This is a genomic window from Thioalkalivibrio sp. ALJ24 (assembly GCF_000377785.1).
GTDB lineage: Bacteria > Pseudomonadota > Gammaproteobacteria > Ectothiorhodospirales > Ectothiorhodospiraceae > Thioalkalivibrio.
The window spans coordinates 291,982-318,966 of record NZ_KB898727.1 but is presented as its reverse complement, the minus strand read 5'-3'; the positions used below and the strand labels follow the sequence as shown (position 1 = coordinate 318,966).

Below are 26,985 nucleotides of genomic sequence, written 5' to 3'. Positions count from 1 at the left end.
GTTCTCCTCCTCCAGCTCCTTGAGGCGCTTGAGGTCCGAGGCGGCCATGCCGCCGTACTTCGACTTCCAGTTGTAGAACGTCGGCTGGCTGATCCCGTGCTTGCGGCAGATCTCCTTAACGGACTGCCCGGCATCCGCCTCCTTCAGGATCGACAGGATCTGGTTCTCGCTGAAGCGTGACTTCCGCATGGCTCCCCTCCCGGCGGCTCGACCTCGATTGTGCCAGAGCACTCTAATAACCACTGGTCCTCGTGGATGGGAAGCTTACGCAGGTACACCCAAGGCTGAGGGCTGGGGATGCAGGGCGGTATTGAGGTTTCCGTGAGCAAGCGGTTTCAGGTGTCGCAACTGGGGGGTGTGGTCTCGCCAGACTCAACGGTGGTTTATTCCGCGACCTCTTTAACGGCGAATGCAATTCTTAGCGCCCTGTTGTCAGCTGTATTGGAGTGTTTGAAGCGTCGGGTCTCGAGGCCCATCTTCTTGATTTGGGTGTCTGTAGGCCAGCCCTTGGTTAGTACGCATCGTTCGAGAAAACACGCCCAGTGATCTCCTTCTATTGGGGCTAAAGACGGCTTCCACACGAGTAACGTCGAGCAACTTTTTTCGGTTCCCCTTCGTTCCATTTCGAGTAAGTAAAGCAGTTGGCCCCGGATAGCGATTTCCACTGTAAGTGCGTGTCTGATGCGTTTTGTTCCTCGGGTCGGTTCTACGATAGACCATTGCCTGCTGCGTTTTGGCAATATTGGAAAGGGGGAGTAGACATGGCTTGACACCGTTATAGAAGGTTCGCTGATAGCGATGGGTGTGACCTTGAGCTCGTCGTGGGCTGCGAGGGAGGTGGTGAGGCTATCAAATTCGACTAAAGGGTCTTGGGTCTTCGGTTCGGGGTTGTCCTGTTGGTTGATGGGTGTCGTTATTTCGCATGGGGCTTTGGTTGAGGATGAGGATGATGCTGGAGCAGCCGACGAGCCGTCGGTTGGTTGTTTGATAACGGTGCGCGAGTTTGGCCTGGCACGAGGGGAGTGCCGGCGGGCAACTCGTTGAATCTTAGGTGGCGAGAGCACGTTTTCCCCGGCTTCGGTCGTATGGTTTGTTGGGGGTACGCCCTCGGTCGCAGGCGTCAAATGGTGGATGTTTGAAAGGTCGTGGGCTGACGCGGAAGGGGTTTTTAGTATGCCTTTATGAGTCCCCCGTACCGCATCTTCGTAGGGGGACTCGTATTCGATTTTATAAACACCTTTCGGAAGCGGAAATTCCGAGGCGCAAATATTGAATGCGATAAATGCAGGCTCTCCGTTGAGGGTGGTATGAAATCCTTTTAGCCTCATTTTTAGTGGCCCGGGAACTGGAGGGAAGGTTTCCAATATTCCGTAATTGGCATTGAGACGGTATTCGGTCAGTCTTTGGTGGATTCGAGAGGCACCGCCGCGTGCGAAATCGCTGGCCAAAATGTTTGCGATTAAGAGTAGGTCTGTGCGTCTCGTTCCCTGAAGTACGCTAATTCGAGCAATTCCGGTGTTTGGGTCTATGAAGGAATGTTCAGAGTCGTAGATCTGTGTGACGGCTTCGTCGAATGGGGCGGTGGCGAGTCGGCGTGCAGTGTGTGGGGAGCGAAAATAAAAGAAACTCGCGATCGCGCTCATGGGGATTAAGATTCGGACTGGGGGGGTCGTCGCCTGGGTGACTATAACGCGGGAAAGATGTGCTGGGCCGTGTTGTTCAGGGTTAAAGTGTGGAATAAGGTAATCTGCGAGTGTTTGCGCGTCGGGGGTTAGCTCGATTGTTTCTAGTTTGTAGGATAGCGCGTGGCCGAAGTTAAATCGGCACCCGGAGACCTCTATTTGTTCATAGGGAGGCGGTGGCATCCGTATGCCATCACGCCAGATGGATCCGATTGGAGCTTCACTGAGATAAGCCAATTCCAGGTAGACGCGTTTGCGGTGGTCAGGCTCTATCTGGGGGATGATGTCGCTCGAGGACGTCTTGGCAAGAGGAGCGATCAGGAGTTCCGCTAACGCGGTTGGGTGTCCAAGGGGTTCGTGGACTATTTGGCCGACCCATTCGACTCTCCAGGACCGACCGTCTCTGGGGAATGTGAGGTGCTTGGTCCATGGGGATGTATCAGTCACGCCTGGCCTCCGACGTTTTCGCATGAATCGTTGTATATTTCGCAGATTCTTTTGGTGTTTCGCAGAATCTCTTGAAAATGACATCCTCCACCCACCAGCGCTACGCCGGAGGCGGTGTGGTGTGGCTGACGGAAGGGGCGGCTGCGCCAGTCCTGCTGCAGATGGCGGGTGCCGCGCAGGCTGTGGATGGCCGCGGTCTCCAGGGCTTCGGTGTCGTCCATGGGTGGCAGCAGGCCGGGCATGCGGGCGGCGAGCATGGATTTGCCGCTGCCCGGTGGCCCGACCATCAGCAGGTGGTGCCCGCCGGCGGCGGCGATCTCCAGGGCGCGTCGGGCGCGATGCTGGCCGCGCACGTCGGCCAGATCGGGGTAGCTCCGCGGGTGCGGCGCCGGGGGCTCGGCCGCGGGCAGGCCGGGTCCGCCGTTGAGGGCCGCACACACCTCGCCCAGATGGCGCGCGGTGACGATGTCGGCGCGCCCGGTCAGGGCGGCCTCGCGGCCGTCTTCGGGGTTCAGGATCAGCTGGCGCCCCGCCTCGCCGGCGGCCAGTCCGGCCGGCAGGGCGCCGCCGGCCGGACGGATGTGTCCGTCGAGGCTCAGTTCGCCGAGGAATTCGCGGGTATCCAGCGCGCTCTGCGGGATCTGTTCACTGGCGGCAAGGATCCCCAGGGCAATGCCCAGATCGAAGCGGCCGCCCTCCTTGGGCAGATCGGCGGGGGCGAGATTCACCGTAATGCGCCGGCGCGGGAATTCGAAGCCGGCGGTCTGGATGGCGGCACGTACCCGGTCGCGGCTCTCGCGCACCGCGGCCTCGGGCAGGCCGACGATCTGGAACGCCGGCAGGCCGTTGGCCAGATGGGTCTCGATGGTGACGGCGGGGGCGCGAATCCCGTCGGTCGCGCGCGCGGTAACAATGGCGATGGGCATCCCTGCCTCTCCCGGTTGGGGCCGGGCGTTCCGGGCCCGGCGGTGTGGGCGGCGCCGCTCGCGCCGCGTCCGGCGCTCAGTCGCCGGAGGTGGAATCGTCCTGCGACCGGGCGGCCTGCTCGAGCGCTTCCACCCGGGCCTCCAGTTCCGCAAGACGCTCGCGGGTGCGCTCCAGCAGCGCCACCTGGACGTCGAAGTCCTCGCGGGTCACCACATCCATGCGTTCCAGCCCGGCCTGCAGCGAACTGCGCACCTGGCGGTGGACGTCTTCCTGCACGCTGCGCACCGATTCCGGCAGGCTTTCGGTGATACGGCGCGCCAGATCGTCGAAGTGTTTCGGGTCGAGCATGCCTGTGGTCTCCCTGTTTTTCGGGGTTTGGATCCGATGTCTTCAGTCTAACGCGATCCGGGGTTATTGCGAGGCCGAGCGGCCGCCGTCCACCGGGATGACCTGCCCGGTGATGTACGGTGCTTCCAGCAGCAGGAAGCGCACGGTGCGGGCGATGTCCGCCGGGTCGCCCGCACGCTTGAGGGCCGTGCGCTCCACCATCGCCTCGTGGGTGCCGAAGTTGGCCGGGTCCTCGGGGCTGAGGATGGCCCCCGGTGCCACGCCGTTGACCCGCACCTCCGGCCCCAGCTCGCGTGCCAGTGACTGGGTCAGGGCCCACAGTCCCGCCTTGGCCGCGGAGTACACCGGATAGCCGCTCAGCGGGCGCAGGGCATGGATATCGACGATGTTCACCACGCCCCCGCCGCTGGCCCGCAGGGCCGGGGCGCAGGCCTGGGTCAGGAACAGCGGGGCGCGTACGTTGGAGCCCATCAGGTCGTCCCAGTGGGCCATGGTGATCTCGCCCACCGGCGTGGGATAGAACGTCGAGGCATTGTTGATCAGGCCGTCCAGGCGCCCGCGGAATTCCCGTGCCTGTGCGGCCAGGCTCTCCAGGGCCTGCGGGTCGAGCAGATCGGCCTGCAGCGGGCGGGCGCTGTCGGGGCGCCGCGCGTTGAGTTCGTCGGTCAGGGCCGTGGCCTCGGCCAGCGAGCGCCGGCAGTGCACGACCACGTCCAGACCGGCCGCGTGCAGGTCGCGGGTGATCGCGGCGCCGATCCGGCGAGCCCCGCCGGTGATCAGCACGACCGGATGTGCGCCGGTGGCCTCGGGGGGTTTCGGTGAATCCCTGCCTGGGGCACTCTCTGCCATTGCCAACTCCCTGCATGGAACGAACGCTCAATGCCGCCGGAAGAATCTAGCACAGCCACCGACGACCCGGCCGCGGCGCTGTCCGCGCGGCTGGTGGACTCCCTGCAACAGAGCATCCGCGAGGCCGGAGGGTTCCTGCCCTTCGTCGAATATATGGACCGGGCGCTGTATGCGCCGGGTCTGGGCTATTACGTGAACGGGGCGCACAAGCTGGGTGCCGGCGGCGATTTCGTGACCGCCCCGGAGATCTCGCCGCTGTTCGGCGAGACCCTGGCGGCATGGCTGGCGCCGGTGCTGGCGGAGGATTTGGACGGCGAGGGGATGATCCTGGAGTTCGGAGGGGGCACCGGGCGGCTGGCCGGCGACGTCCTCGCAACCCTGCGTGAGCTGGAGGTGCCGTGGTCGGGTTACCGGATCCTCGAGGTCAGCCCGGATCTGCGCGAGCGCCAGCGCGAGCATCTGCGCGAGGTGCTGCCCGCGGAGGAGTTCGCGCGCGTGGCCTGGCTGGATGCGCTGCCGCAGGAACCCTGGCGCGGAGTGGTGCTGGCCAACGAAGTGCTGGATGCCCTGCCGGTGGAGCTGTTCTGCTGGCGCGACGGCGATGCCGCGCAGGTGGGCGTGACCGAGGATGCGCAGGGCGGGCTTTCGCTGGCCGAACGCGCGGCGCCGGAGCCGCTGCGCTCGGCGGTGCGCGATCTGCACGCCCGTTGCGGGCCCTGGCCCGAGGGCTATACCTCGGAATGGCGGCCGGCGCTTGCGCCGTGGCTGGCCGCGGTCGCCGAGCGCCTGGAGCGCGGGGTGGTCGTGGCCGTCGATTACGGCTTTCCGCGTGACGCCTATTACGCCGCCGAGCGCCATCAGGGGACGCTGGTCGGCTATCACCGGCAGCAGATGGTGCTGGATCCGCTGACCCGGCCGGGTTTGATGGACCTGACCGCCAGCGTGGATTTCACCGCGGTCGCGGAGGCGGCGGATGCCGCCGGCCTGGAGGTTGCGGTGTACGCCGCGCAGGGCGAGTTCCTGCTGGCGGCCGGACTGCCCGCGCGCTTCGATGCGCGGGTCGGGGATGCCACGGATGCGGAGGCCACGCTGCGTACCGCGCAGGCGGTGCGCATGCTGACCCTGCCGGGGGAGATGGGCGAGCGCTTCCAGGTCATGGCGCTGACGCGTGACTGCCCCTCGTTGCCGCGGGCCGCGATCCCCGACCGCCGGGGTCGCCTGTGACCGCGTGCGGGCACTTTGCCGCCGGGCCGGGGCCGGGCATGATTCGCGCATGAAGGTCCTGGGCATCGAAACCTCCTGCGACGAGACCGGCGTGGCGCTGATCAGCGACCGCGACGGACTGCTCGCGCACCGGCTCTACAGTCAGACCGACCTGCATGCGGTCTATGGCGGGGTGGTTCCCGAGCTGGCCTCGCGCGACCATGTCCGGCGCCTGCTGCCGCTGGTGCGCGCGGTGCTCGACGAGGGCGGCGTGCACGGGCGCGAGCTGGATGCGATCGCCTATACCGGCGGTCCGGGGCTGCTGGGCGCACTGCTGACCGGCGCCGCGGTGGCGCGATCGCTGGCCTGGGGCTGGGAGATCCCGGCGCTGCCGGTGCATCACCTCGAGGGGCATCTGCTGGCGCCGATGCTGGAGGGCGAGTTCGAGTTTCCCTTCCTGGTGCTGCTGGTGTCCGGTGGCCACACCCAGCTGATCCACGCGCGCGCCCTGGGCGACTACGAGCTGCTGGGCGAGAGCATCGACGATGCCGCCGGCGAGGCCTTCGACAAGACCGCCAAGCTCCTCGGGCTCGGTTATCCCGGCGGGCCGGCGCTGGCGCGGCTGGCGACCGACGGACGCGCCGGGGCGCTGGAGCTGCCGCGGCCGATGCTCGACCGGCCGGGTCTGGACATGAGTTTCTCCGGCCTGAAGACCGCCGTGCTGACGGCCGTGCGCAAGGGCGGGCACGCCCCGGCGGATGTCGCGCGGGCCTTCGAGGCGGCGGTCAGCGAGACCCTGGTGGAGAAGACCCGACGCGCCCTGAAGCAGAGCCATGCCCCGGCGCTGGTGGTGGCCGGCGGCGTGGCCGCCAACGCGACCCTGCGCGCGGGTCTGGAGCGGATGGCGCGCGAACGCGGGGTGCCGGTGCATTTCCCGCGCGCCGAGTTCTGCACCGACAACGGGGCGATGATCGCCCTGGCCGGCCTGCGTCGGCTGCAGGCCGGGTGCGCGAGCCGGGCGGTGGATGCCGACGGCGGGCCGGTCATCCAGGCCCGGGCGCGCTGGCCGCTGGCGGAGCTTGCGGGCTGATTCAGCCCCCGGCGTTTTCGTCTTCGCCGGCGCTCTTCTTCTTCCGCCCGATGCGGGACTCCTCGCCGCGCATCAGTCGCCGGATGTTCTCGTCATGCCGGACGAACAGGATCACGGCCATCACCGCGACGATGGTCACGATCCAGAAATCCGGTTCGCCCGGGGCGAAGGCCAGGTACAGCGGCGCCGCGCCTGCGGCCACCAGCGCCGCCAGCGAGGAGTAGCGCCAGATTGCGGCGACCAGCAGCCAGGTCAGCGCACTCAGCAGCGCGACCAGCGGATTCAGCGCCAGCAGGACGCCCAGCGCGGTGGCCACGCCCTTGCCGCCCTGGAAGCGGTAGTACACTGGCAGCACGTGGCCGATGAAGGCGGCCAGACCCACGGCGCCCGCGACCCAGCCCGGCCAGTCGGTCCACTGCAGGACCAGGAAGACCGGCAGCCAGCCCTTGGCGACATCGCCCAGCAGGGTGATCAGCGCCGCGGTGCGACCGCCGGTGCGCAGCACGTTGGTCGCTCCCGGGTTGCGCGAGCCGCTGGTGCGCGGGTCGGGCAGGCGCAGCGCATGGCTGACCAGGATCGCGGTGGAGACGGATCCGAGCAGATAGGCGAGGACGATGGCGAGGGCGCTGAGCATGGTGGAGCGGTTCCGGTTGGCGAATGCGGACCTATCATACGCAAGGGCGTGCCGTCGGGTCAGGGGGCTGACATGAGCGGGTGCGGGCACCGGGGGGTGGTGCTGCTGCACGGCTGGGGCTTTTCCGGGGCCGACTGGGATCCGGTGATCCGGGCGCTGCGGGCGCGCGGCTTCAGCGGGCCCGTGCATGCCCCGGACCTGCCCGGTCACGGACAAGCGCCGGGCGGTGACGAGCTGGCCGACCCGTCGGTCGTCGCGGCCGGACTGGCAGCCGCTCTGCCGGCCGACGCGGGGCAGCCGGTCTGGGTTGGCTGGTCACTGGGCGGGCTGGTCGCACTGGCCGCCGCGCGCCGGGCCGAGTGTGCGCATGGTTGTGTCCTGATCACGGCGAACCCGCGCTTCGTTCGCGATACCCACTGGGAAGCGGCACTGGACCCGCACGAGCTCGAGGCCTTTGCCGACCTGCTCGCGCATGACCCCGCCCGCCTGCGACGCCAGTTCGCGGCGCTTTGCGCGCGCGGTGCGGAAAACCCCGGCGAACTGGCGCGCACCCTGCGGGCCCGGCTGGAGGCTGCCGCGGCCCGGCCCGCGGCGCTGGCTGCCGGGCTGGCCGCGCTGCGCGACGTCGACCGGCGCGCGGACCTGGACGCAGTGGCGCCGCTGGCCGCGCTGCTGGCCGCAGACGATGCCCTGGTCCCGGTGGCCGTAGAACGGGAGCTGGCCGCACGGGCCCCGGCGGCCCGCGTGGCCCGGGTACCCGGCCCGCATGCCCTCCCGCTGGCGGCCCCGGATGTTGTCGCCGAATTCATCCACGCAACGGTGGCGGAGGCCCCGGCATGAGCGATCACGATCCTTCCGCGTTCGAAATCGACAAGGCGCGGGTCCGCGAGGGCTTTGCCCGCGCCGCGCCGCAGTACGAGGACCACGCAGTGGTCCAGCGCGAGGTGCAGGGGCGGCTGCTGGAGCGTCTCGACCTGGTCCGCATGCAGCCCGCGCGGGTGATTGATCTGGGCTGTGGCATCGGTGAATCCTTCGACGACCTGGCCCGCCGCTACCGCCGGGCACGGCTGACCGGCGTCGACTTCGCCCCGCCGATGCTGCAGCGCGCAAGGCGCCGGGGGCGATGGCTGCGCCGCCCCTGGGTCATCTGCGGTGACATCGAGGCGCTGCCACTGGCGGATGCCTCGCAGGACCTGGCGATTTCCAGCGCCGCCCTGCAGTGGTGCACCAGTCTGGATCGTGCCCTGGCCGAGGTGCGCCGGATCCTCGCGCCCGGCGGCCTGTGGATGTTCACCACCTTCGGCCCGGACACCCTGCGCGAGCTGCGGGAGGCGTTTGCGACGGTCGATGGCGGCGCGCAGGCCCATGTGAACGCCTTCATCGACATGCACGACATCGGGGACGCGCTGGTGCGGGCCGGATTCGCCGACCCGGTCATGGATCAGGAAACCCTGACCCTGACCTACCCTGATCTCACGCGCCTGATGCGCGACCTGCGCGGCGTGGGCGTGCGCAATGCCCTGGCGGGGCGCGGTCGCGGCCTGACCGGACCGCGCCGCATGGTGGCGGTGGCCGAGGCCTACGCCCGGCAATTCGGGGTCGAGGGGCGCCTTCCCGCGACCTGGGAAGTGGTCTACGGCCATGCCTGGGTGCCGGACGCGCCACCGCCGCGGGGCCCGCAGGGGCGCACGATCCCCATCCAGCCGGTGTCCTGACGCGACCGGCCCCATTTCCGCGAAAAAACCATGGGTGCGTGATTTGCCTCAATATCGGGCGGAATCACTCGGTCCACCCTCGCATCCCGGGTATCCGCCGGTGTATCCTTCTGCAGCCGGAAAGTTCCCTGCATTCGGTGAATATCCGACTGCAGGGGGCGGTCTTGGTTTTTTCTGTCGACCGGTAATGGGGTAGAGTTCTGAGCCCCCGATCCATCGGGACCTTCGTGTTCCCCGCAGCAAGGTGGAAAAGTCATGTCACAAGCAGCCACTACGGCGGGTGCCGCACCCGCAGCGTCAGTCGCTTCAACCGAGCAGTACAACTACGCGATCGTCAAGAAGTTCGCGATTGCCGCCGTCCTCTGGGGCGTGTTCGGCATGGGCGCCGGGGTCTGGATCGCCTCCCAGCTGGCCTGGCCGTTCCTGAACTTCGACATCGCGCAGATCACCTTCGGGCGCTTCCGTCCGGTGCATACCACGGCGGTGATCTTCGGCTTCGGGGGTAATGCCCTGTTCGCCACCTCCTATTACGTCGTTCAGCGCACCTGTCACACGCGCCTCTGGAACGACTCCCTGGCCACCTTCACGTTCTATGGCTGGAACCTCGCCCTGATCCTGGGCGTGATCAGCTACATGGCCGGGATCACGCAGGGTCGCGAATACGCCGAGTTCAACTGGCAGATCGACCTGATCATCCTGGTGACCTGGGTGGTGTACTTCCTGGTCTTCACCATGACCCTGCTGCGCCGGAACCAGCCGCACATCTACGTGGCCAACTGGTTCTTCATGTCGTTCATCCTTGCGACCGCGCTGCTGCACATCTTCAACAACATCGAGGTGCCGGTGGGTCTGTTCCACCCGGATTCCTACCCGATGTTCTCCGGCGTGCAGGACGCGATGCGTCAGTGGTGGTACGGCCACAACGCGGTGGGCTTCTTCCTGACCGCGGCCTTCCTCGGGATGATGTACTACTTCGTGCCGAAGCAGGCCGGCCGCCCGATCTATTCGTACAAGCTGTCGATCATCCACTTCTGGGCGCTGATCTTCCTGTACATGTGGGTGGGCGCGCATCACCTGCACTGGACGGCCCTGCCGGACTGGGTCTCCACCCTGGCGGCGACCTTCTCCATCCTGCTGCTGCTGCCGTCCTGGGGCGGCATGATCAACGGGATCATGACCCTGTCCGGTGCCTGGGACAAACTGCGCACCGACCCGATCATGCTGTTCCTGATCACCGCGCTGGCGTTCTACGGCATGTCGACCTTCGAGGGTCCGATGATGTCGCTGAAGAGCGTGAACGCCCTGTCCCACTACACCGACTGGACGGTGGGTCACGTGCACTCCGGCGCGCTGGGCTGGGTGGCGATGATCACCTTCGGTTCGCTCTACCACCTGATCCCGCGTCTGTGGAACGTGAACCTCTTCAGCCTGAAGCTGGTGTACGTGCACTTCTTCCTCGCCACGGTGGGAATCGTGCTGTACATCACCGCGATGTGGGTGGCCGGTATCGGTCAGGGCCTGATGCTGCGTGCCTTTGACCAGTACGGGAACCTGGCCTACACCTTCACCGAGTCCGTGGTGTTCCTGCATCAGCCGTACGTGGTGCGTGCCATCGGCGGCGGCCTGTTCCTGACGGGCATGGTGATCATGGCGTTCAACATCTTCATGACGGTTCGCTCGGGCATCAAGGCGGAAGCCCGCGCCCGCCGGGAAGCCATCGAAGCCGAAGCCCGCACGGCCTGATCAGGGGAGACGAGGAATCATGAAGCACGAAAGCGTAGAGACTAATGCAGGACTCCTGATCGTCCTGACCCTCGCCGTCATCAGTGTCGGCGGTCTGGTCGAGATCGTCCCGCTGTTCTACATCGACGATACGGTCGAGGAAGTGGACGGGGTCCGGCCCTATACCCCGCTGGAACAGCGGGGCCGCGACCTTTACATCCAGGAAGGCTGCTATGCCTGTCACTCGCAGATGGTGCGGCCGTTCCGTGACGAGATGCTGCGTTACGGCAATTACTCGCTGGCTGCGGAGTCGCAGTACGACTATCCGTTCCAGTGGGGCTCCAAGCGGACCGGACCCGACCTGGCCCGGGTTGGCGGCAAGTACTCCAACGAATGGCAGGTCCAGCACCTGATCGACCCGCAGTCGCTGGTGCCGGAATCCATCATGCCGGGCTACCCCTGGCTGGCGGAGAACCCGCTGGACATGTCCGACATCGAGGACCGGATGCTTGCCCTGCGGCGCGTGGGCGTTCCCTATTCCCTCACGGAAGAGGAATACGAGCGCAACGTCGAGAAATACGGCGAAGAACACGCCCGCATGTTCGACATCAACCGGGCGGAGGAAAGTCTTGTCGAGCAGGCCCAGGCCGAGAACTTTGACGGCAACAGCGCCACCATCACCGAGATGGATGCGATGGTCGCCTATCTGCAGGTTCTGGGCACCATGGTCGACTTCAGCGAATATGACGACGGCCACTTCGCCGAATTCCGGTAAGCCGTCGGGGAGCTCGAATCCGTGATGATGAGTTTTTGGGAATGGATCCAGGACATGGGCAACAGCAAGACCCTGGCCCTGATCCTGTTCATGAGCACCTTTATCGGGGTGGTGATCTACCTTTTTGCCAGCCCGCGGCGTTCACGGAAGTTCGAGAGCTATCGCTACATTCCTCTGGATGATGAAGATTCACGTCGGGAGCCGACCTCCCGGCGTGACAAAACCGAGAGTGACGAGCAATGAGCACACAGGACAATAAAAAGCCGGGTCAGGGCGAGGATGAGGTCAAAACCACCGGGCATTTCTGGGACCGAGATCTCTGTGAATACAACAATCCACTGCCACGCTGGTGGCTCTGGGGTTTCTACGCCACGGTGGTCTTCGCCCTGGTGTACTGGATCCTCTATCCGGCCTGGCCGATCGGGGACGGCTTTACCAAGGGCCTGGCAAGCGTGACCTACGAACACGGTGACGAGGAAGTCACCACGCACTGGAATACGCGGGCCCTGCTGTACCGCGACATGCAGACCGGCGAGCATGCGGTGCGCCAGCGCGACATGCTCGAGCAGGTCGCGGGCATGGAGTACGCCGAGATCCTGCAGGACGCGGACGCCATGAGTTTCGTGAACGCCTACGGTCAGGGCGCCTTCGGTACCTGGTGCGTGGCCTGCCATCAGGTTGGCGGTGCCGGGGTGATCGGTCAGTACCCGAACCTGAGTAATGATCACTGGAAGTGGGGCGGAAAGCCCGAGCAAATCGAAGAGGCCATGGTCCTGGGGCGTATTGGCTATATGCCGGGCTATCGTGACCGCCTGTCCGAGCAGCAGATTAATGACGTTTCCGCCTTCGTGCTGTCGCTGAATGGCTACGACATGGATGCCGATGCAGTCGAAGCCGGCGAACGGGTCTACAGCGGACATGACGCTGGGTGCATCCAGTGCCATGGGGCCGCCGGTCAGGGTATCGAATCGATCGGCGCGCCCAATCTTACCAATGACCTCTGGGGTCTGGTGGACGTGCATGGCGCGGAGGATGATCAGGCACGCCTGCAGCGCGTGTCCCGTTTCGTGCACGACGGTGCGGAGCGCGAGATGCCCGCTTTCTCGGAGTTCCTGTCGGATGAGGAAATCAAGGTCCTGGCCGCCTACGTCCACTCGCTGGGCGGCGGTCAGTAAGGGCCGTCGCTGTCGGGCCGTCGGTGGCCTGCCCAAGTCCGACCCCGCGGGTGCGAGTTTCTTGACCTCGCACCCGCGTTAGCCGTTAATGGACCAAATCCCGTGGCGCCCCGGTCGGGGCGCTCACCCGAACCGGGAGCCGACCCGGAGGCATTAATGGCGGAACAGCAGCACATGTACGAGGCCCGGATCCCGATCCATCCACGCTCGGTGAAGGGTCGGTTCCGCAACCTGAAGACCGGCATTCTGATCCTCGCCTACTCGGTTTATTTCCTGCTCCCCTGGATTCGCTGGGAACGGGATTACGGACCCGACCAGGCAGTCCTGTTCGACATCCCCGGACGCCAGTTCTTCATCTTCGACCTGGTGGTCTATCCGCAGGACATCTTCTGGCTGGCCGGCTTCCTGATGCTGGCGGCGACCCTCCTGTTCTTCGTCACCGGCCTGGCGGGCCGGGTCTTCTGCGGCTATTTCTGCTTCCAGACCCTGTGGACCGACTTGTTCATGTTCCTGGAACGCAAGATCCAGGGTGAGCGGCCGGCCCGCATCCGGCTGTCCAAGCAGGGCTGGAACGGTGAAAAGCTGCTGAAATACGGGCTGACCCATGCCTCCTGGCTGCTGGTCGCGTTCGCGACGGGGCTGGGATTCGTCCTCTACTGGGGCGATGCCCCGACGATCGTGAGCCAGTTCTTTGTCGGCGAGGCGGTAGGGGCGGCCTACATCACCGCGGGTATCCTCACCGCGACGACGTACGTTGCGGCCGGTCTGGCGCGCGAGCAGGTCTGTACCTTTATCTGCCCCTACGCGCGATTCCAGAGCGTAATGTTCGATCAGGACACCCTGATCGTCTCCTACGATCAGGATCGAGGCGAGGGCACTGCGGGTCGGGCCAAGCCGGTCAAGGGGCTGCAGACGCGCGAGGAGCGCCAGGCCGCCGGCGTTGGTGACTGCATTGACTGCGGCTACTGCGTGCAGGTCTGTCCCACCGGAATCGATATCCGTGACGGCCTGCAGTATCAGTGCATCCACTGCGCGCTCTGTGTCGATGCCTGCGACACCATTATGGACAAGCAGGGCTGGCCGCGCGGCCTCATCCGCTACACCTCGGAACGCGAACTGGAGGGCGGCAAGACCCAGTGGTTCCGGCTGAAAACCGTCGGTTACGGCGCGGTGGTCGTGGTGATCGTGGGCGCCTTGCTGACCAGCATCCTGAACCGGCCGCCGGTGGATGCCAACGTCAATCAGGTGCGCCAGCCGCTGTACGTGCAGATGTCCGACGGCCAGATCCAGAATTCCTACGAGATCCGCCTGAACAACACCAGCCAGGAGGTCCTGGATTTCGAACTGGACCTGGCGGGTCTCGAGGGCGGGACCCTGGATCTGGGCGATGTCTCGGATATCCGTCTGGAGCCCGGTGACCGGCTCACGATTCTGGCGCGAGTGCGCTACGATGTGCCCGATGACGCGGAGGGCTCGCGCATCCCGTTCGAATTCGTGATCTCCGACCGACAGGGACGCATCGAGCCGTATTCGGTCAGCACGCAGTTCAGTCATGCACGCTGAACGCGGCAGCAGGTACTCCGGCCCGGGCGAGGATCGCCCGGGTCCGCGCAACTAAGGACGCAAACCCGTCCGCGAGGACGTTGAAGGCAACATGAGCAATCTGGTTATCACCCTGGGTCTTGGCAGTGCCGCACTGGCCCTGCTGTTCTTCCTGATCTACAAGTTCACCCGTCTGCGGGCCTATCACGCGTCCGCGGTGGTGGTGGCGATCATGCTGTTCGTGTTCGTGCCGGCGTCGATCCTGACCTGGCAGAGCGCCGACGTGTTCGCCATCCACCTGGCGCTGTACATCATCGTGCCGTACGGGCTGGGGATCGTGTTCAGTCAGAAGGAGGCCGAGGCAGCCTCCGGCAAGGCCCATATCGGACGCCTGCACTGGGCGCCGATGGTGATCGTCGGGTTCTTCACCATCATTGCGACGGTACAGGCGGTGCTGATCACCCTGGCGCACAATGGCATGCCGGACCGTTTCATCGGCACGCTCCTGCCCGAGCCGGACGCCCCGGTCGAACGCGTCACTTCGGCGTTCCCCGGGCTGGTCGACGGCTTCGAGGACCGCGATCAGGCGCTGGCGGTGCACCGCATGACCGAGCTGGAACAGCAGGCGGCGCGCGGCTGGGAGATCCGTCAGGGCTGGGTCAGCGAGCCGCAGCGTGGGGAGACCGAGACCCTGCGTGTGGAGGTCCGTGACGGCAACGGCCGGCCGCTGGAAGGAGCCGAGGTCTCCGGGACCTTCCTGTGGCTCCCTGATCATCGCCAGGACCAGCGCTTTGACATGCGCGAGGAGGGCGACGGTTTTTACGAGATCGACGTGGCCCTGCCGGAGGCAGGCCGCTGGGACCTGCGCTTCTTCGTTCAGCACGAGGGCGTGCAGGTCGAGCAGCAGGCCCGCACCCGAGTACACGATCGTTCGGGCTGACCGCCCTCGTGACCGGCTCGTGAGCGGACCCCGCGCTTGATCGCCGCGTGACCCGGCAAACGGCGGAGGAACAACCGGACCCGCGGGAAACGGGTCCGGAGGAATCGTGTTTCCACTGTGGCCTCGAGGTGCCACCGGGGGCCCGTTACCCCGTGGAATTCGAGGGCCGCACTCGGCCCACCTGTTGTGCCGGGTGTCAGGCCGTGGCCGGCGCGATCATCGAACGCGGCCTGGGGGCCTACTATCATCACCGTACGGCGCCCCCCGCGGCCTCGGGTGACAGCATCGTCCCGGAGGAGCTGCGCGAACTGGAGCTGTTCGATGCCCCGGCGGTACAGCGCCAGTTCGTCACGGCCCGCGAAGGTGGTTCCGGGGAGCGCCGCGATGCTTCGCTGATCCTCGAGGGGATCACCTGTGCGGCCTGCGTGTGGCTCAACGAACGTCACGTGCAGTCCCTGGACGGCGTGGAAGAGTTTCGCGTCAATTACTCGACCCATCGCGCGCGCGTGGTCTGGGACCCGGAACAGATCGCGTTGTCGGACATCCTGCGTGCGATCCGCGACATCGGCTATCGCGCCCATCCCTACGATCCCGGTACCCGCGAACAGGCTCTGGCACGCGAGCGCGGGCTGGCCCTGCGCCGTCTCGGCGTGGCCGCCCTGGGGATGATGCAGGTGATGATGCTCGCGGTCGCGCTGTGGCTGGGCGAGGGCGATCCCGAGCACGAACAGCTCATCGACTTCATGCGTCTGGTCGCGGCGATCTTTGCTACGCCCGTGGTGCTGTACTCCGCAGTGCCGTTCTACCAGAGCGCCTGGCGCGACCTGCGCCACCGACAACTGGGGATGGACGTACCCGTCAGTCTCGCGATCATCGGGACCTACGTGGCCAGTGTATGGGCGGTGTTCTCCGGGGCCGGGGAGCATGTCTATTTCGAGTCGGTGGTGATGTTCGTGTTCTTTCTCCTGACCTCGCGCTACCTGGAGCTGATGGCCCGGCAGCATGCGAGTGAGGCGGTGGATCGCATGGACCGGCTGGTCCCGGCGATCGCACGGCGCGTCGACGCGGATGGCGCGCTCGAGTCGGTGCCGGTGGCCGAACTGGAGCCCGGCGATCGCGTGCAGGTGCGTCCGGGCGAGTCAATCCCTGCGGACGGCGTCGTCGCCGAGGGCCGGTCGACCGTGAACCGCGCCCTGCTGACCGGCGAGCCGGTCCCGCGCCCGGCGACCGCGGGCACCGACGTGGTCGGTGGCACGGTCAATGTCGAGGGTCCGCTGGTGGTGGAGGTCCGGCGGGTGGGAGCGGAGACCACCCTGGCCGCGATCCAGCGCCTGCTGGACCGGGCACAGACCGAAAAGCCACGGGTTGCGCGACTGGCCGAGGCCGGAACCGGATGGTTCGTGGGCGCGGTGCTGGTCCTGACCCTGCTTGCCGGCCTGGTGTGGTACTTCGTGATCGACCCGTCCCGGGCGCTGTGGGTGATGGTTGCGATGCTGGTGGCGACCTGCCCGTGCGCGCTGGCGCTCGCGACCCCCGTGGCCCTCACTGCGACCACCGGTACCCTGACCCGCGAGAGCGTGCTGCCCACGCGCGGCAGTGCGCTGGAGACCCTGCCCGAGGTCACCACCGTGTGTCTCGACAAGACCGGTACCCTGACCGAAGGTCAGCCCCGCTGCGTCGCCACCGAGGTCCACGACCCCGCGTTCGATCCCGCTCGAGCGCTCGCCTGGGCGGCCGCCCTGGAGCGCCATTCCGAACATCCCCTCGCGCGCGCCCTGGTAGCCGGCGCAAGCGACGTTCCGGTCGCCAGCGGAGTCGAGAACCACCCGGGCGAAGGACTGACCGGCACCATCGACGGGCAGGTGGTGGCGGTGGGCGGCGCGCGCCTGATGCCCGAGACGCCGCCGGAGCAGGGCGCCAGGTCCGCCGCCGATCCCCTGGCCTCCCCGGTATGGCTGGCCGTTGACGGGCGCGTGGTCGCCACCTTCTGGCTGGCCGACACCCCGCGCCCGGAGGCGGCCGACACCGTCCGCGCCCTGCTGGACCGCGGGCTGCACGTGGTCCTGCTGACCGGGGATCGCTCCGCGGCCGCCGCCCGCTTCGCGGAAGAGCTGGGGATCCCGGAGGCGCACGGGGGCCTGTCACCCGATGACAAGCTCGAGCATGTGCGCCAACGGCAGGCGGCGGGCGAACGGGTCCTTATGGCAGGCGAGGGCATCAACGATGCACCGGTGCTCGCCGGTGCGGATGTCTCGCTGGCCATGGGTGGGGGGAGCAGCCTCGCGCGTACCCGGGCCGATGTCGTGCTGCTGTCGGACCGCCTCGATCGCCTGCCGCGCCTGTTCGAGCGTGCGGAGGCGACGCGCCGGGTGATCCGCCAGAACATCATCTGGGCGATCGGCTACAACGTGGTGGCCCTGCCGGTGGCCGCGTCCGGTTTCCTGACTCCATGGCTGGCTGCGCTCGGGATGTCGCTCAGCTCCCTGCTGGTGGTGGGCAACGCCCTCCGTCTGCGACCCCCGCGTCCGCGCGACGCCGACTGAAGCCGGGCTGGCCCGGGTTGCCCCGGGCTCCCCGGGTCGCATCGACGCGTGTGCGGGGTTTCGTGTACGGCGCCGTCTCCGTACACTGAAGGCATGAACATGCTGTACTTGCTCATTCCGCTGGCGATGCTTTTCGCGCTGGTGGTCGGTCTGCTGCTGCTGTGGGCGATCCGCTCCGGGCAGTACGACGACCTTGAGGGGCCGGCGCACCGGATCCTGATGGACGACGATGATCCGCGCATCCCGACGCGGTCCGGCGACCAGGAACCGTACCGCGACAACGGCCCGGGCGGCCCCGACGGGCGCTCGTCAACGTCGGCTCGAGACGAATGACCCCTTGCGCCGCGGCACGCGTGCGCTTACTCTTGTCCCTGTTCCCGTAATGGATGTTGAGGTGCCGCCATGCGCGACTGGTTTACGTTCGAGAATTTTCCGCTGACCTTCATTGCGGCCCTGGTCATTTTCTCCTGGTTCAGTTTCTTCTCGGTAATCCTCTTCGGCTGAGGACTGCGGTTCCGGGCTTGTCACGGGTGCGTCCCGGGGCGACGGGGGAGATCAGGGCAGCAAAACGAAAAGGCCCCGGCAAATGCCGGGGCCTTTTTGGTGGCAGGCTCTGCTGTGTACGCGCGGTACCGCTTTGCCCGCGGAGGCTCGCCCTTAGTCGCTGAAGGCCGAGCGGATCCGACGGATGGCGGCGTTCTCGATCTGGCGGATGCGTTCGGCCGACACGCCATACTCGGCGGCGAGCTCGTGCAGTGTGGTCTTCTGCTCGCCCAGGTAACGCCGCATCAGGATGTCGCGGGAGCGCTCATCCAGGCTGTCCAGGGTTTCGCCCAGCCGTGAGCGATAATGTTCCTCCCAGTCGGCCTCCTCGGCCATCCGGGCGGGGTCGTCGCTGAGGTCTTCGAGGCTGAGACGCTGGGCCGGCGCGAGTGCGGAACGCTCGTCGTCGTCGGCCTCGGGCAGCGGATCAAAGCTGGTGTCCTGGCTGGCCAGCCGGTTCTCCATCTCCCAGACCTCGGCCTCGCTGACCCCCAGGTCCTCGGCGACCGCCGAGACCTCTTCACGGTTCATCCAGCCCAGACGCTGCTTGGCGCTGCGCAGATTGAAGAACAGCTTGCGCTGCGCCTTGGTCGTCGCGACCTTCACGATGCGCCAGTTGCGCAGGATGTATTCGTGGATCTCGGCCCGGATCCAGTGCACGGCGAAGGACACCAGGCGCACGCCCTGGTGCGGATCGAAACGCCGCACGGCCTTCATCAGGCCGACATTGCCTTCCTGGATCAGGTCGCCCAGCGGCAGCCCGTAGCCCTTGTAGCCGCGGGCCACGTGCACCACGAACCGCAGGTTGTGCAAAATCAGCGCCCGCGCGGCCTCGAGGTTGTTGCGCTCGTGCAGCTCCAGCGCCAGCTCGCGCTCCTGCTCGACGTCCAGCACCTCGATCTGCGATACCGCCTGCATGTAGTGGTTCAGGTCGCCGACCGGCACCGGCATGTCGGTACGGTGGGGCATCAATGCCTGGCTCATGGATTCGCGATCCTCCTTCATGTCCGTTCACGATTTTAGCACTCGTCAGGTTGGAGTGCTAAACCTCGCAGGAGTTCCGGAATATGGGTTCGGGACGGCCGATTTCAAGTGCCCGGGGGCCTGGCTTCCGGAGTCTCAGGGCGCGTCGCGCAGTGCGTGCCCGCTGCCCAGCCGCGCCCCCGTCCAGCCCAGCAATACCGCGACCAGCACCACGCCCAGTGCCACCCCGGGGCCCGGCAGGTGCAGGGCGTAGTCGATCTCGAACGCCGCAGCCGCGGACTCCAGCGGTTCGCGCGCCAGTGCGGCGCCGAGGTAGAGCAGCCCCACGGCGAACAGCCCGCCCCCCAGGCCGCCATAGACCCCCCCGTAGAGGGAGGGCCGTCGCAGAAAGCGGTGGGTCGCGCCGCTGATCCGGGCAATGGTGATCTCTTCGCGCCGTTCGCGCAGCTCCGACGCGCTGGCCAGGGCCAGCACCAGCAGCGCACCCAGCCCCAGCAGCCCCGCGACGATCGCGAGGATGCGGGCGCCGAGGTCGTGCAGGGCGTTGAGCTGGCGGACCCATTCGTCGTCGCTCACCAGCGTGGCCCCGGGAAACTCCCGTGCGAGGGTCTCTTCCACGCGTCCGACGGTGTCCGGGTCGCTGCGGGCCGGCACCACGTCGAGGGTGTCGGGCAGCGGGTTCTCGTCCATCCAGTCCAGCAGCCCCGGGTCTTCCAGCCCGGCGCGGTAATCTTCCAGCGCGCGTTCGGCCGGGATGGCCGTGACCCGCGCCACGTCCGCGCGCTGTTCCAGTTCGCGCGCGCGGTCCTTCAGCTCCTCCGGGTCGCCGGCCTCGAGATACACCGCGACGCGCGGTTCGTGGTCGACATGCGCGGACAATGCCCGGGCGTTGTCCAGCAGGACCCACAGGAAGGCCGGCAGGGCGAGGATGAAGCCGAGCACCGCGATGCTGATCAGGGACATGACCGGGGCCTGCAGACGTCGCGCGAGGCTGCGCCGCGCGGCATCTGCGTGGGCCTCGCGCCAGGCGCCGAGCCGCTCCCGCAAGGCCCGCGTGCGGCTCATGCCTCGGCTCCCTGACGCGTACGGGCCTCGATGCGCCCGTCCTCCAGGTGCAGTACCGGGTGCGGCATGCGTTCCACCAGGTCCTGGTCATGCGAGGCCACCAGCGCGGTCATGCCGATGCGGTTGAAGTCGGCGAACAGCGCGAGGATCTCGCGCGACAGCGCCGGGTCGAGGTTCCCGGTGGGTTCGTCCGCCAGCAGCAGGGCCGGGCGGTGGACAATCGCACGGGCGATCCCGACCCGCTGCTGCTCCCCGGCCGACAGGGTCTGCGGCCGCGCGGTCTCGCGATGCAGCAGGGCGACCTTGTCCAGCGCCGCACGCACCCGGCGGCGGATCTCGGGACGCCGGTACCCCATGATCTCCAGCGGCAGGGCGATGTTGTCGTACACCGGGCGGTCGTACAGCAGGCGGTGATCCTGGAAGACGAGTCCGACGCCGCGGCGGAACTGCGGGATGTCGCGCGCCGAGAGCCGGTCGAGATCAAAGCCGTTGACCCGCAGCCGCCCGCGGGTCGGGCGTTCCAGTCCGGCAATCAGGCGCAGCAGGGTACTCTTGCCCGCGCCGGACGGGCCGGTGACGAAGGCCATCACGCCCGGGTCGATCTTCAGGCTGACCTGGCTGAGGGCCTCGGACTGCGAGCCGAACCGTTTGGTGACGCGCTGCAGGAGGATCATCGAGGGGTCAGTCGTCGTCCCGGCCGAGCAGGGCCCGTACGAAGCGGCGGGCGTCGAAGGGCTGCAGGTCCTCGGGCTTCTCGCCCACGCCGATAAAGCGCACCGGCACGCCCAGCTGCTCCGCCAGGGCGAAGATCATCCCGCCCTTGGCGGTGCCGTCCAGCTTGGTCACCACGATGCCGGTCAGGCCGAGGGCCTCGTGGAACTGCTTCGCCTGGCTCAGGGCGTTCTGCCCGGTGCCGCCGTCCACCACCAGCAGGACCTCGTCCGGGGCCTGCGCATCCAGCCGGCCCATCACCCGCTTGACCTTGCGCACCTCGTCCATGAGATTGGTCTGGGTGTGCAGGCGCCCGGCGGTGTCGGCGATCATCACGTCGATGCCGCGCGAGGTGGCGGCCTGCAGGCCGTCGTACACGACCGAGGCGGAGTCGGCGCCGGTGCCCTGGGCGATCACCGGTACCTCGTTGCGTTCGCCCCAGTTCTGCAGCTGCTCCACCGCCGCGGCGCGGAAGGTGTCGCCGGCGGCGAGCATCACGGAGAAATCGTCGGCGCGGAAGTGATGGGCGAGCTTGCCGATGGTGGTGGTCTTGCCCGCGCCGTTGATGCCCACCACCAGGATGGAGAACGGCCGGCCCGGGTGCTCCGGCAGGGTCAGCGGTTCGGAGACCGGTTCCAGCACCTCGATCATCGCGTTTTCCAGCGCATCCATCAGCGCCTCCGCGTTGTCGAGCTCGCGCCGCTTCACCTCGCCGGTGATTCGGTCCATGATCTTCTGCGTGGCTTCCAGGCCGACATCCGCCAGCAGCAGGCGCTCTTCCAGTTCCTCGAAGAGCTCGTCATCGATCCGCCGGCGGAACAGGCTGCCGAGATCGGCGTTGAGCACCTGGCCGGTCTTGGACAGGCCCTGACGCAGGCGCCGGAACCACCCGCCGCGTGCCGGCTTTTCCTCGGCGGCCGGCGTGGCGTCGTCTGCGGGGTCCTCGGACTTTTTCTTTTTGCGGAAACCGAACATGCCGGGAGAGGTCTGTTGAGAGATGCATAATCCTAGCACGAGGCAGGTTCACAACATGCGTGTTCGCGTCCCGGGGCTGGCCCCGCTGCTGTTTTGCCTGACGGCCCTGTTCGCGGCTCCCGCCGCGGCATCCGGTTCCATCACCGACAACGTCGTCGAGACCCGTCTGGACAACGGCCTGACCGTCCTGGTGCTGGAGGACCGGCGGGCGCCGGTGGTCTCCACCCAGATCTGGTACCGCGTCGGTTCGGCCGACGAATACGGCGGGGTCACCGGCATCTCGCACATGCTGGAACATATGATGTTCCGCGGCTCCGAGGCCTTCGAGCCCGGCGAGTTCTCGCGCGTCGTGTCGCGCCTGGGCGGTCGCGAGAACGCGTTTGTCGGGCGTGACTACACCGGCTATCACCAGCTGCTGGGCCGCGATCACTGGGAGACCCTGCTGGAGATGGAGGCCGAGCGCATGCAGCACCTGCGTCTGACCGAGGAGGAGTTCCTGCCCGAGCGCGAGGTGGTGCGCGAGGAACGGCGACAGCGCGTCGAGGACCGGCCGAACGCGCGCCTGCGCGAGGCGTTCATGGCCACGGCCTTTCATGCCGATCCCTACGGCCAGCCGGTGATCGGCTGGATGAGCGACATCGACGAGTACAGCGTGGAGGCCCTGCAGGGCTGGTACGACACCTGGTACACCCCGGACAACGCGGTGGTCGCGGTGGTCGGGGACGTCGACGCCGAGGCGGTGGTGGCCGCCGCCGAACGCCATTTCGGCGACATCCCCGCCGGACCGGGCGGGGAACGCCCGGCGCGCAGCGAGCCCCCGCAGACCGGCGAGCGGCGCGTCACGGTGCAGATGCCGGCCGAATTGCCCTACGTGATGATGGGCTGGAAGGCGCCGTCGCTGAACTCGCTGGAAGAGCCGGACGATGCCTATGCCCTGCTGGTGCTGGAGGGGGTGCTGTCTTCCGGCGAGGCCTCGCGGCTGGCCCGCGAGCTGGAGCGCGGACGCGAGATCGCCGGCTCCGCGTCGGCCAGCTACAGCCCGTTCACCCGCCGTGACGGGCTGTTCATGCTGGGCGGGGTGCCGGCGGCGGACACCGATCCCGCGGAACTGGAGGCCGCCCTGCGCGAACAGATCGAGCGCCTGCGCGAGGAGTCGGTGGGCGAGGACGAGCTGGAGCGCGTGCAGGCGCGGGTCGTGGCGTCCGAGGTCTACGGCCGCGACTCGGTGCATGCGCAGGCCTCGCAGCTGGCGATGCTGGAGACGGTCGGCATCGGCTGGCAGGAGCTGGGTGCCTTCGTCGATCGGGTGCGCGCGGTCACCGCGGAGGATGTTCGTCGCGTCGCGCAGGAATACCTGGTGCCGGAGACCCTGACGGTGGGGATCCTGGATCCGCTGCCACTGGACGAGCGCGAGTCGGAGGAACCGGCCGCCGAGTATGGAGGTGAGCTGTGATGCGCTGGACGGGAGTGCTGCTGGCGGTGCTGTTCGCCGCGCCCGCGGCGGCGATGGAGATCGAACGCTGGGAGACCGACGAGGGCCTGCAGGTGCTGTTCGTCGAGGCCCCGGATCTGCCGATGGTCGATCTGCGCCTGACCTTTGACGCCGGGGCCGCGCGGGACGAGGAACTCCCCGGGCTGGCGCGGATGACCAGCCGCGGCCTGCGCCATGGCACGGCCGGGATGGACGCCGACGAACTGGCCGAGCGCTTCGAGTCCGTGGGGGCTCGTTTCAGTACCCGCTCGCAGCGCGACATGGCCGTGGTCACCCTGCGCAGCCTGACCGAGGAGGACTGGCTGGACACCGCGATGGAGACCCTGACCGCGGTACTGGCGGAGCCGGCCTTCCCCGAGGGTGACTTCGAGCGGGCACGGCGTCAGGCCCTGCAGGGGCTGCAGCGCGAGCGTCAGGAGCCGGGGAGCATGGCCTCGCGCCGGTTCCACGAGCTGGCCTACGCCGGGCACCCCTACGCCAGCTGGCCTTCCGGGACCCGGGACAGCCTCGAGGCGATGACCCGCGACGATGCGCAGGCCTTCTTCGAGCGCTATTACACCACCGGCAACGCGGTGCTGGCGATGACCGGGGGCATCGACCGCGAGCAGGCCGAGGGCCTGGCCGCACGGGTCTCGCAGGCCCTGCGCCCCGGGGAGGCGGCGCCCGCGCTGCCACCGGTGCCGCGGCTGGAGGAGCCGGTCACCGAACACGTCCCGTTCCCTTCGGAACAGGCGCATATCCGCATCGGGGCCCCGGCGCTGCAGCGCGGCGACGATGCCTATTATCCGCTGACCCTGGGCAACCACGTGCTGGGTGGCGGCGGTTTCACCTCGCGCCTGTTCCGCGAACTGCGCAGCGAGCGCGGACTGGCCTATTCGGTCCGCAGTGCGTTCCAGCCGCGCGCAGCGGAGGGCCCCTTCAGCGTGTCGATGCAGACCGGTACCGAGCAGACTGCCGAGGCGGTGGAGGCCCTGCATGTACAGATCGGGCGCTGGCACGCCGAGGGCGTTCAGGGCGCCGAGCTGGAGGCCTCGCGAGCCAACGTGATCAACGGCTTCCCGCTGCGGCTGGAGTCCAGCGCCGGGATTGTTTCGCATCTGGCCCTGATCGGGTTCTACGACCTCGACCCGGACTACCTCTCGGCCTATCCGGCGCGCATGGACGCGGTGACCCTCGAGGACGTGCAGCACGCGGTCCGCGAGCGCGTCGACCCGCAGGCCCTGGTCACGGTGATCGTCGGTGGCGAAGAGCCGTAGGCGCACCGCCCGCTCCGGGGGGCGGCGCGGCCACGAGTCGCGGGTGCGCATCATCGGCGGCGCGTGGCGCCGGCGCTGGCTGCCGGTGGCCGATGCCCCCGGACTGCGCCCCACCGCCGATGCGCTGCGCGAGACCCTGTTCAACTGGTTGCAGCCGGTGCTGCCGGGTGCGCGGGTCCTGGACCTGTATGCCGGCACCGGGGCGCTGGGGTTCGAGGCCGCGTCGCGCGGGGCGCAGTCGGTGCTGCTGGTGGAGCGCGACCGGCGCGTGGCCGGCGGTCTGGAGCAGGCCGGCGAGGTGCTGGGCGCAACCAGCGTGGAAGTCCGCTGCGCCGATGCCGCGCGCTTTCTGGAGGCGGGCCCGGACGCGGCGGGTCCCTTCCACGTGGTGTTCCTGGACCCGCCGTTCGAGCGCGGGCTACTGGGGCCGGCCCTGCAGGCGCTGCTCGAAGGTAACTGGCTGGCCCCCGGGGCGCGGGTCTACGCCGAGCTGGAGGCGCATCGCGACCTGGCAGAGGTGGTCGGCCCGAAGTGGCGGATCCTGCGTGAACGCACCGCCGGGCAGGCTCGCGGGCTGTTGCTGGAACCGGCCGGTGAGACACTGTGATGATAGTCACGCTTTTGCAGTAACCCGGGCCTTCCGCTACCGTAGGGCTGTACATACACGGTACCGCCACCCGCGCAGGTCGGCTTCAGCGTCCCACGATCCGGCCCCGGCGCACCCATGAACAAGGGGAGTCATCCATGGATGAGTCGTCCACCCCCGGACTGACCCAGACCCGCGTCCGCGGTTTCGGGGTCATCTGCAGTCCGGTCTTCATCATCGCCACCATCATCATCGTCGCGTTCGTGGTTTTCGGGGCCGTGTTCACGGACCTCGCCGAGACCTGGTTCGAGCAGATCCGCGACGGCATCTCCCGCTATCTGGGCTGGTACTACATGCTGGTGGTGACGGTCTTCCTGGTCTTCGCGCTGTACCTGATGTTCAGCCGCTATGGCGGGGTGCGACTGGGGGATCAGTTCGAGGCGCCGCGGTTCAGCTATCCGGCGTGGTTCGCGATGCTGTTCTCCGCGGGCATGGGCATCGGCCTGCTGTTCTTCTCCATCGCCGAGCCGATGTACCACTACATGTCGCCACCGCACGCCGAGGCGGAAAGCACCGAGGCGGCGATGGAGGCGATGCGCTACACCTTCTTCCACTGGGGCCTGCACGCCTGGGCGATCTACATCATCGTGGGCCTGTCGCTGGCCTACTACGCCTACCGGCACAACCTGCCGCTGCTGATCCGCTCCTCGCTGTACCCGTTCATCGGTGACCGGATCTACGGTCCGTGGGGCCATCTGGTCGACATCCTCGCGCTGTTCGGGACGATGTTCGGTGTCGCGACCTCGCTGGGCCTGGGAGCCATGCAGATCAATGCCGGACTCAACTTCGTCTTCGGCATCGAAGAGAGCACACCTGTCCAGATCATTCTGGTCGGGATCATCACGCTGATCGCGGTGGTCTCCGTGGCGCTGGGCGTGGACCGCGGGATCAAGCGGCTGTCGAATTTCAACATTGGGCTGAGCGTGGTGCTGATCGCGCTCCTGCTGATCCTCGGGCCCACGCTGTTCATCCTGCGCACGCTGGTCGAGTCCACCGGGGTCTACGTCCAGAACCTGCCCGCGATGAGCATGTGGGCCGACACGATCGAGGATTCCGGATGGGCCTCGACCTGGACCATCTTCTACTGGGGATGGTGGATCTCCTGGGCGCCGTACGTCGGCATGTTCATCGCGCGGGTCTCGCGCGGGCGCACCATCCGCGAGTTCGTCACCGGCGTGCTGCTGGCGCCCACCGCAGCCGGTTTCGTCTGGCTGTCGGTGTTCGGCGGCACCGCGATGGGCTTCCAGCTGGACGGCGTGGCCGACGTGGCCGGCCAGGTCTCGGAGCGGATGGAGACTGCGCTGTTCCTGACCATCGAGGCCCTGCCGATGCTGGACTGGATGGCCATCGTGGTGATGAGCGCGGCGACCCTGCTGATCGTCACCTTCTTCGTGACTTCCTCGGACTCGGGTTCGCTGGTGATCGACACCCTGGCCTCGGGGGACGTACGCAACCCCACGGTGACCCAGCGTGTGTACTGGGCGGTGGCCGAGGGGGTCGTGGCCTCGATCCTGCTGCTGGCCGGTGGCCTGGCGGCACTCCAGGCGGCGGCCATCAGCGTCGGCCTGCCGTTCTCCATCGTGATGCTGATCATGATGATCGGTCTCTATCGCTCGTTGCAGCAGACCGAGGCGATCACGCCCAGCCGTTACCAGCGCGAGGCACCGCCTCCGCATACGCTGCTGGGGTACACCGAGGACCTGGACGAGAAGATCCGCTAG

Annotated in this window: 25 protein-coding genes and 1 pseudogene; 16 read left to right on the top strand and 10 right to left on the bottom strand. The window is 67.4% G+C overall.

Annotation, left to right across the window (positions count from 1 at the left end; genetic code table 11):
* From D571_RS0107370 to D571_RS0107355, 5 genes and pseudogenes are all read right to left on the bottom strand, one after another.
* A partial coding sequence (locus D571_RS0107370) for a transposase (protein ID WP_018936039.1) occupies positions 1–189 on the bottom strand: 189 nt, incomplete at its 3' end.
* Between the two features lie 194 nt (positions 190–383).
* The gene (locus tag D571_RS14270) at positions 384–1,643 is read right to left on the bottom strand and encodes a hypothetical protein (protein WP_156815768.1); all 1,260 of its coding nucleotides are present in this window, start codon (positions 1,641–1,643) and stop codon (positions 384–386) included.
* Positions 1,644–2,212: 569 nt separating this feature from the next.
* Positions 2,213–3,055, bottom strand: a pseudogene (locus D571_RS13630) (YifB family Mg chelatase-like AAA ATPase); the annotation flags it as partial.
* Positions 3,056–3,131: 76 nt separating this feature from the next.
* Complete coding sequence (locus tag D571_RS0107360) at positions 3,132–3,404, bottom strand: accessory factor UbiK family protein (protein ID WP_018936037.1); 273 nt, start codon at positions 3,402–3,404, stop codon at positions 3,132–3,134.
* 63 nt (positions 3,405–3,467) lie between these two features.
* Positions 3,468–4,253: a pteridine reductase gene (locus tag D571_RS0107355; RefSeq protein WP_038046857.1), complete on the bottom strand. Its 786-nt coding sequence runs from the start codon at positions 4,251–4,253 to the stop codon at positions 3,468–3,470.
* A 30-nt stretch (positions 4,254–4,283) separates the two neighbouring features.
* On the opposite strand from D571_RS0107355, the gene D571_RS0107350 reads away from it, so the two are divergent.
* Both D571_RS0107350 and tsaD read left to right on the top strand, forming a co-directional pair.
* Complete coding sequence (locus tag D571_RS0107350) at positions 4,284–5,477, top strand: class I SAM-dependent methyltransferase (protein WP_018936035.1); 1,194 nt, start codon at positions 4,284–4,286, stop codon at positions 5,475–5,477.
* A gap of 49 nt (positions 5,478–5,526) precedes the next feature.
* Positions 5,527–6,546 carry a tRNA (adenosine(37)-N6)-threonylcarbamoyltransferase complex transferase subunit TsaD gene (gene tsaD, locus D571_RS0107345; protein ID WP_018936034.1) on the top strand — a complete coding sequence of 340 codons (1,020 nt, stop codon included), beginning with the start codon at positions 5,527–5,529 and terminating at the stop codon, positions 6,544–6,546.
* Between the two features lies 1 nt (position 6,547).
* Here the strand turns inward: tsaD and plsY are convergent, their stop codons facing one another.
* Complete coding sequence (gene plsY, locus D571_RS0107340; protein WP_018936033.1) at positions 6,548–7,180, bottom strand: glycerol-3-phosphate 1-O-acyltransferase PlsY; 633 nt, start codon at positions 7,178–7,180, stop codon at positions 6,548–6,550.
* A 72-nt stretch (positions 7,181–7,252) separates the two neighbouring features.
* Here plsY and D571_RS0107335 point away from each other — a divergent pair, with 72 nt between their 5' ends.
* From D571_RS0107335 to ccoS, 10 genes are all read left to right on the top strand, one after another.
* Positions 7,253–8,020 (top strand): alpha/beta fold hydrolase, encoded by a 768-nt coding sequence (locus tag D571_RS0107335; RefSeq protein WP_026287685.1) that lies wholly within the window; start codon positions 7,253–7,255, stop codon positions 8,018–8,020.
* Positions 8,017–8,895 (top strand): malonyl-ACP O-methyltransferase BioC, encoded by an 879-nt coding sequence (gene bioC, locus D571_RS0107330; protein WP_018936031.1) that lies wholly within the window; start codon positions 8,017–8,019, stop codon positions 8,893–8,895. The genes D571_RS0107335 and bioC overlap by 4 nt, the downstream gene beginning before the upstream one ends.
* Before the next feature lie 255 nt (positions 8,896–9,150).
* Positions 9,151–10,638: a cytochrome-c oxidase, cbb3-type subunit I gene (gene ccoN, locus D571_RS0107325; protein WP_026287684.1), complete on the top strand. Its 1,488-nt coding sequence runs from the start codon at positions 9,151–9,153 to the stop codon at positions 10,636–10,638.
* Positions 10,639–10,657: 19 nt separating this feature from the next.
* Positions 10,658–11,392 carry a cytochrome-c oxidase, cbb3-type subunit II gene (ccoO, locus tag D571_RS0107320; RefSeq protein WP_018936029.1) on the top strand — a complete coding sequence of 245 codons (735 nt, stop codon included), beginning with the start codon at positions 10,658–10,660 and terminating at the stop codon, positions 11,390–11,392.
* Positions 11,393–11,416: 24 nt separating this feature from the next.
* Complete coding sequence (locus tag D571_RS0107315; RefSeq protein WP_018936027.1) at positions 11,417–11,635, top strand: cbb3-type cytochrome c oxidase subunit 3; 219 nt, start codon at positions 11,417–11,419, stop codon at positions 11,633–11,635.
* Positions 11,632–12,567 (top strand): cytochrome-c oxidase, cbb3-type subunit III, encoded by a 936-nt coding sequence (gene ccoP / locus D571_RS0107310; protein ID WP_018936026.1) that lies wholly within the window; start codon positions 11,632–11,634, stop codon positions 12,565–12,567. Before D571_RS0107315 ends, ccoP begins: the two co-directional genes overlap by 4 nt.
* A gap of 156 nt (positions 12,568–12,723) precedes the next feature.
* Positions 12,724–14,130: a cytochrome c oxidase accessory protein CcoG gene (gene ccoG / locus D571_RS0107305; protein WP_018936025.1), complete on the top strand. Its 1,407-nt coding sequence runs from the start codon at positions 12,724–12,726 to the stop codon at positions 14,128–14,130.
* 91 nt (positions 14,131–14,221) lie between these two features.
* Entirely contained in the window at positions 14,222–15,049 is an 828-nt protein-coding gene (locus D571_RS0107300; RefSeq protein ID WP_018936024.1) for a FixH family protein, read from the top strand.
* A 47-nt stretch (positions 15,050–15,096) separates the two neighbouring features.
* Positions 15,097–17,592 carry a heavy metal translocating P-type ATPase gene (locus D571_RS0107295; protein WP_026287683.1) on the top strand — a complete coding sequence of 832 codons (2,496 nt, stop codon included), beginning with the start codon at positions 15,097–15,099 and terminating at the stop codon, positions 17,590–17,592.
* A 93-nt stretch (positions 17,593–17,685) separates the two neighbouring features.
* Positions 17,686–17,925: a cbb3-type cytochrome oxidase assembly protein CcoS gene (ccoS, locus tag D571_RS0107290; protein WP_018936022.1), complete on the top strand. Its 240-nt coding sequence runs from the start codon at positions 17,686–17,688 to the stop codon at positions 17,923–17,925.
* A 324-nt stretch (positions 17,926–18,249) separates the two neighbouring features.
* On the opposite strand, the gene rpoH is transcribed toward ccoS, so the two are convergent.
* The 4 genes from rpoH to ftsY all read right to left on the bottom strand — a co-directional run bounded on the left by rpoH (position 18,250) and on the right by ftsY (position 21,870).
* Entirely contained in the window at positions 18,250–19,119 is an 870-nt protein-coding gene (rpoH, locus tag D571_RS0107280) for an RNA polymerase sigma factor RpoH (RefSeq protein WP_026287682.1), read from the bottom strand.
* A gap of 135 nt (positions 19,120–19,254) precedes the next feature.
* Positions 19,255–20,184 (bottom strand): ABC transporter permease, encoded by a 930-nt coding sequence (locus tag D571_RS0107275; protein ID WP_018936019.1) that lies wholly within the window; start codon positions 20,182–20,184, stop codon positions 19,255–19,257.
* Entirely contained in the window at positions 20,181–20,858 is a 678-nt protein-coding gene (gene ftsE, locus D571_RS0107270) for a cell division ATP-binding protein FtsE (protein ID WP_018936018.1), read from the bottom strand. Before ftsE ends, D571_RS0107275 begins: the two co-directional genes overlap by 4 nt.
* Positions 20,859–20,865: 7 nt before the next feature.
* Positions 20,866–21,870, bottom strand: coding sequence for a signal recognition particle-docking protein FtsY (gene ftsY, locus D571_RS0107265; RefSeq protein WP_018936017.1), 1,005 nt, complete (start codon positions 21,868–21,870; stop codon positions 20,866–20,868).
* Between the two features lie 55 nt (positions 21,871–21,925).
* Here ftsY and D571_RS0107260 point away from each other — a divergent pair, with 55 nt between their 5' ends.
* The 4 genes from D571_RS0107260 to D571_RS0107245 all read left to right on the top strand — a co-directional run bounded on the left by D571_RS0107260 (position 21,926) and on the right by D571_RS0107245 (position 26,985).
* On the top strand, positions 21,926–23,323 hold the full coding sequence (locus tag D571_RS0107260; protein WP_018936016.1) for a pitrilysin family protein: 1,398 nt from the start codon (positions 21,926–21,928) through the stop codon (positions 23,321–23,323).
* Positions 23,323–24,618, top strand: coding sequence for a pitrilysin family protein (locus tag D571_RS0107255; RefSeq protein ID WP_018936015.1), 1,296 nt, complete (start codon positions 23,323–23,325; stop codon positions 24,616–24,618). Before D571_RS0107260 ends, D571_RS0107255 begins: the two co-directional genes overlap by 1 nt.
* Entirely contained in the window at positions 24,602–25,225 is a 624-nt protein-coding gene (rsmD, locus tag D571_RS0107250) for a 16S rRNA (guanine(966)-N(2))-methyltransferase RsmD (RefSeq protein ID WP_026287679.1), read from the top strand. The genes D571_RS0107255 and rsmD overlap by 17 nt, the downstream gene beginning before the upstream one ends.
* Positions 25,226–25,362: 137 nt before the next feature.
* Positions 25,363–26,985, top strand: coding sequence for a BCCT family transporter (locus D571_RS0107245; protein WP_018936013.1), 1,623 nt, complete (start codon positions 25,363–25,365; stop codon positions 26,983–26,985).

Bases quoted from the DNA above. Each gene is read 5' to 3' on its own strand.
- D571_RS0107245 (WP_018936013.1), top strand. From the start codon at position 25,363: ATGGATGAGTCGTCCACCCCCGGACTGACCCAGACCCGCGTCCGCGGT.
- tsaD (WP_018936034.1), top strand. From the start codon at position 5,527: ATGAAGGTCCTGGGCATCGAAACCTCCTGCGACGAGACCGGCGTGGCG.
- plsY (WP_018936033.1), bottom strand. From the start codon at position 7,180: ATGCTCAGCGCCCTCGCCATCGTCCTCGCCTATCTGCTCGGATCCGTC.
- D571_RS0107275 (WP_018936019.1), bottom strand. From the start codon at position 20,184: ATGAGCCGCACGCGGGCCTTGCGGGAGCGGCTCGGCGCCTGGCGCGAG.
- rpoH (WP_026287682.1), bottom strand. From the start codon at position 19,119: ATGAGCCAGGCATTGATGCCCCACCGTACCGACATGCCGGTGCCGGTC.
- D571_RS0107355 (WP_038046857.1), bottom strand. From the start codon at position 4,253: ATGGCAGAGAGTGCCCCAGGCAGGGATTCACCGAAACCCCCCGAGGCC.
- ccoG (WP_018936025.1), top strand. From the start codon at position 12,724: ATGGCGGAACAGCAGCACATGTACGAGGCCCGGATCCCGATCCATCCA.
- D571_RS0107360 (WP_018936037.1), bottom strand. From the start codon at position 3,404: ATGCTCGACCCGAAACACTTCGACGATCTGGCGCGCCGTATCACCGAA.
- D571_RS0107300 (WP_018936024.1), top strand. From the start codon at position 14,222: ATGAGCAATCTGGTTATCACCCTGGGTCTTGGCAGTGCCGCACTGGCC.
- D571_RS0107350 (WP_018936035.1), top strand. From the start codon at position 4,284: ATGCCGCCGGAAGAATCTAGCACAGCCACCGACGACCCGGCCGCGGCG.
- D571_RS0107255 (WP_018936015.1), top strand. From the start codon at position 23,323: ATGCGCTGGACGGGAGTGCTGCTGGCGGTGCTGTTCGCCGCGCCCGCG.
- D571_RS0107315 (WP_018936027.1), top strand. From the start codon at position 11,417: ATGATGAGTTTTTGGGAATGGATCCAGGACATGGGCAACAGCAAGACC.
- ccoP (WP_018936026.1), top strand. From the start codon at position 11,632: ATGAGCACACAGGACAATAAAAAGCCGGGTCAGGGCGAGGATGAGGTC.
- ftsY (WP_018936017.1), bottom strand. From the start codon at position 21,870: ATGTTCGGTTTCCGCAAAAAGAAAAAGTCCGAGGACCCCGCAGACGAC.
- ccoS (WP_018936022.1), top strand. From the start codon at position 17,686: ATGAACATGCTGTACTTGCTCATTCCGCTGGCGATGCTTTTCGCGCTG.
- ftsE (WP_018936018.1), bottom strand. From the start codon at position 20,858: ATGATCCTCCTGCAGCGCGTCACCAAACGGTTCGGCTCGCAGTCCGAG.
- ccoO (WP_018936029.1), top strand. From the start codon at position 10,658: ATGAAGCACGAAAGCGTAGAGACTAATGCAGGACTCCTGATCGTCCTG.
- D571_RS0107335 (WP_026287685.1), top strand. From the start codon at position 7,253: ATGAGCGGGTGCGGGCACCGGGGGGTGGTGCTGCTGCACGGCTGGGGC.
- D571_RS0107260 (WP_018936016.1), top strand. From the start codon at position 21,926: ATGCGTGTTCGCGTCCCGGGGCTGGCCCCGCTGCTGTTTTGCCTGACG.
- ccoN (WP_026287684.1), top strand. From the start codon at position 9,151: ATGTCACAAGCAGCCACTACGGCGGGTGCCGCACCCGCAGCGTCAGTC.
- D571_RS14270 (WP_156815768.1), bottom strand. From the start codon at position 1,643: ATGAGCGCGATCGCGAGTTTCTTTTATTTTCGCTCCCCACACACTGCA.
- bioC (WP_018936031.1), top strand. From the start codon at position 8,017: ATGAGCGATCACGATCCTTCCGCGTTCGAAATCGACAAGGCGCGGGTC.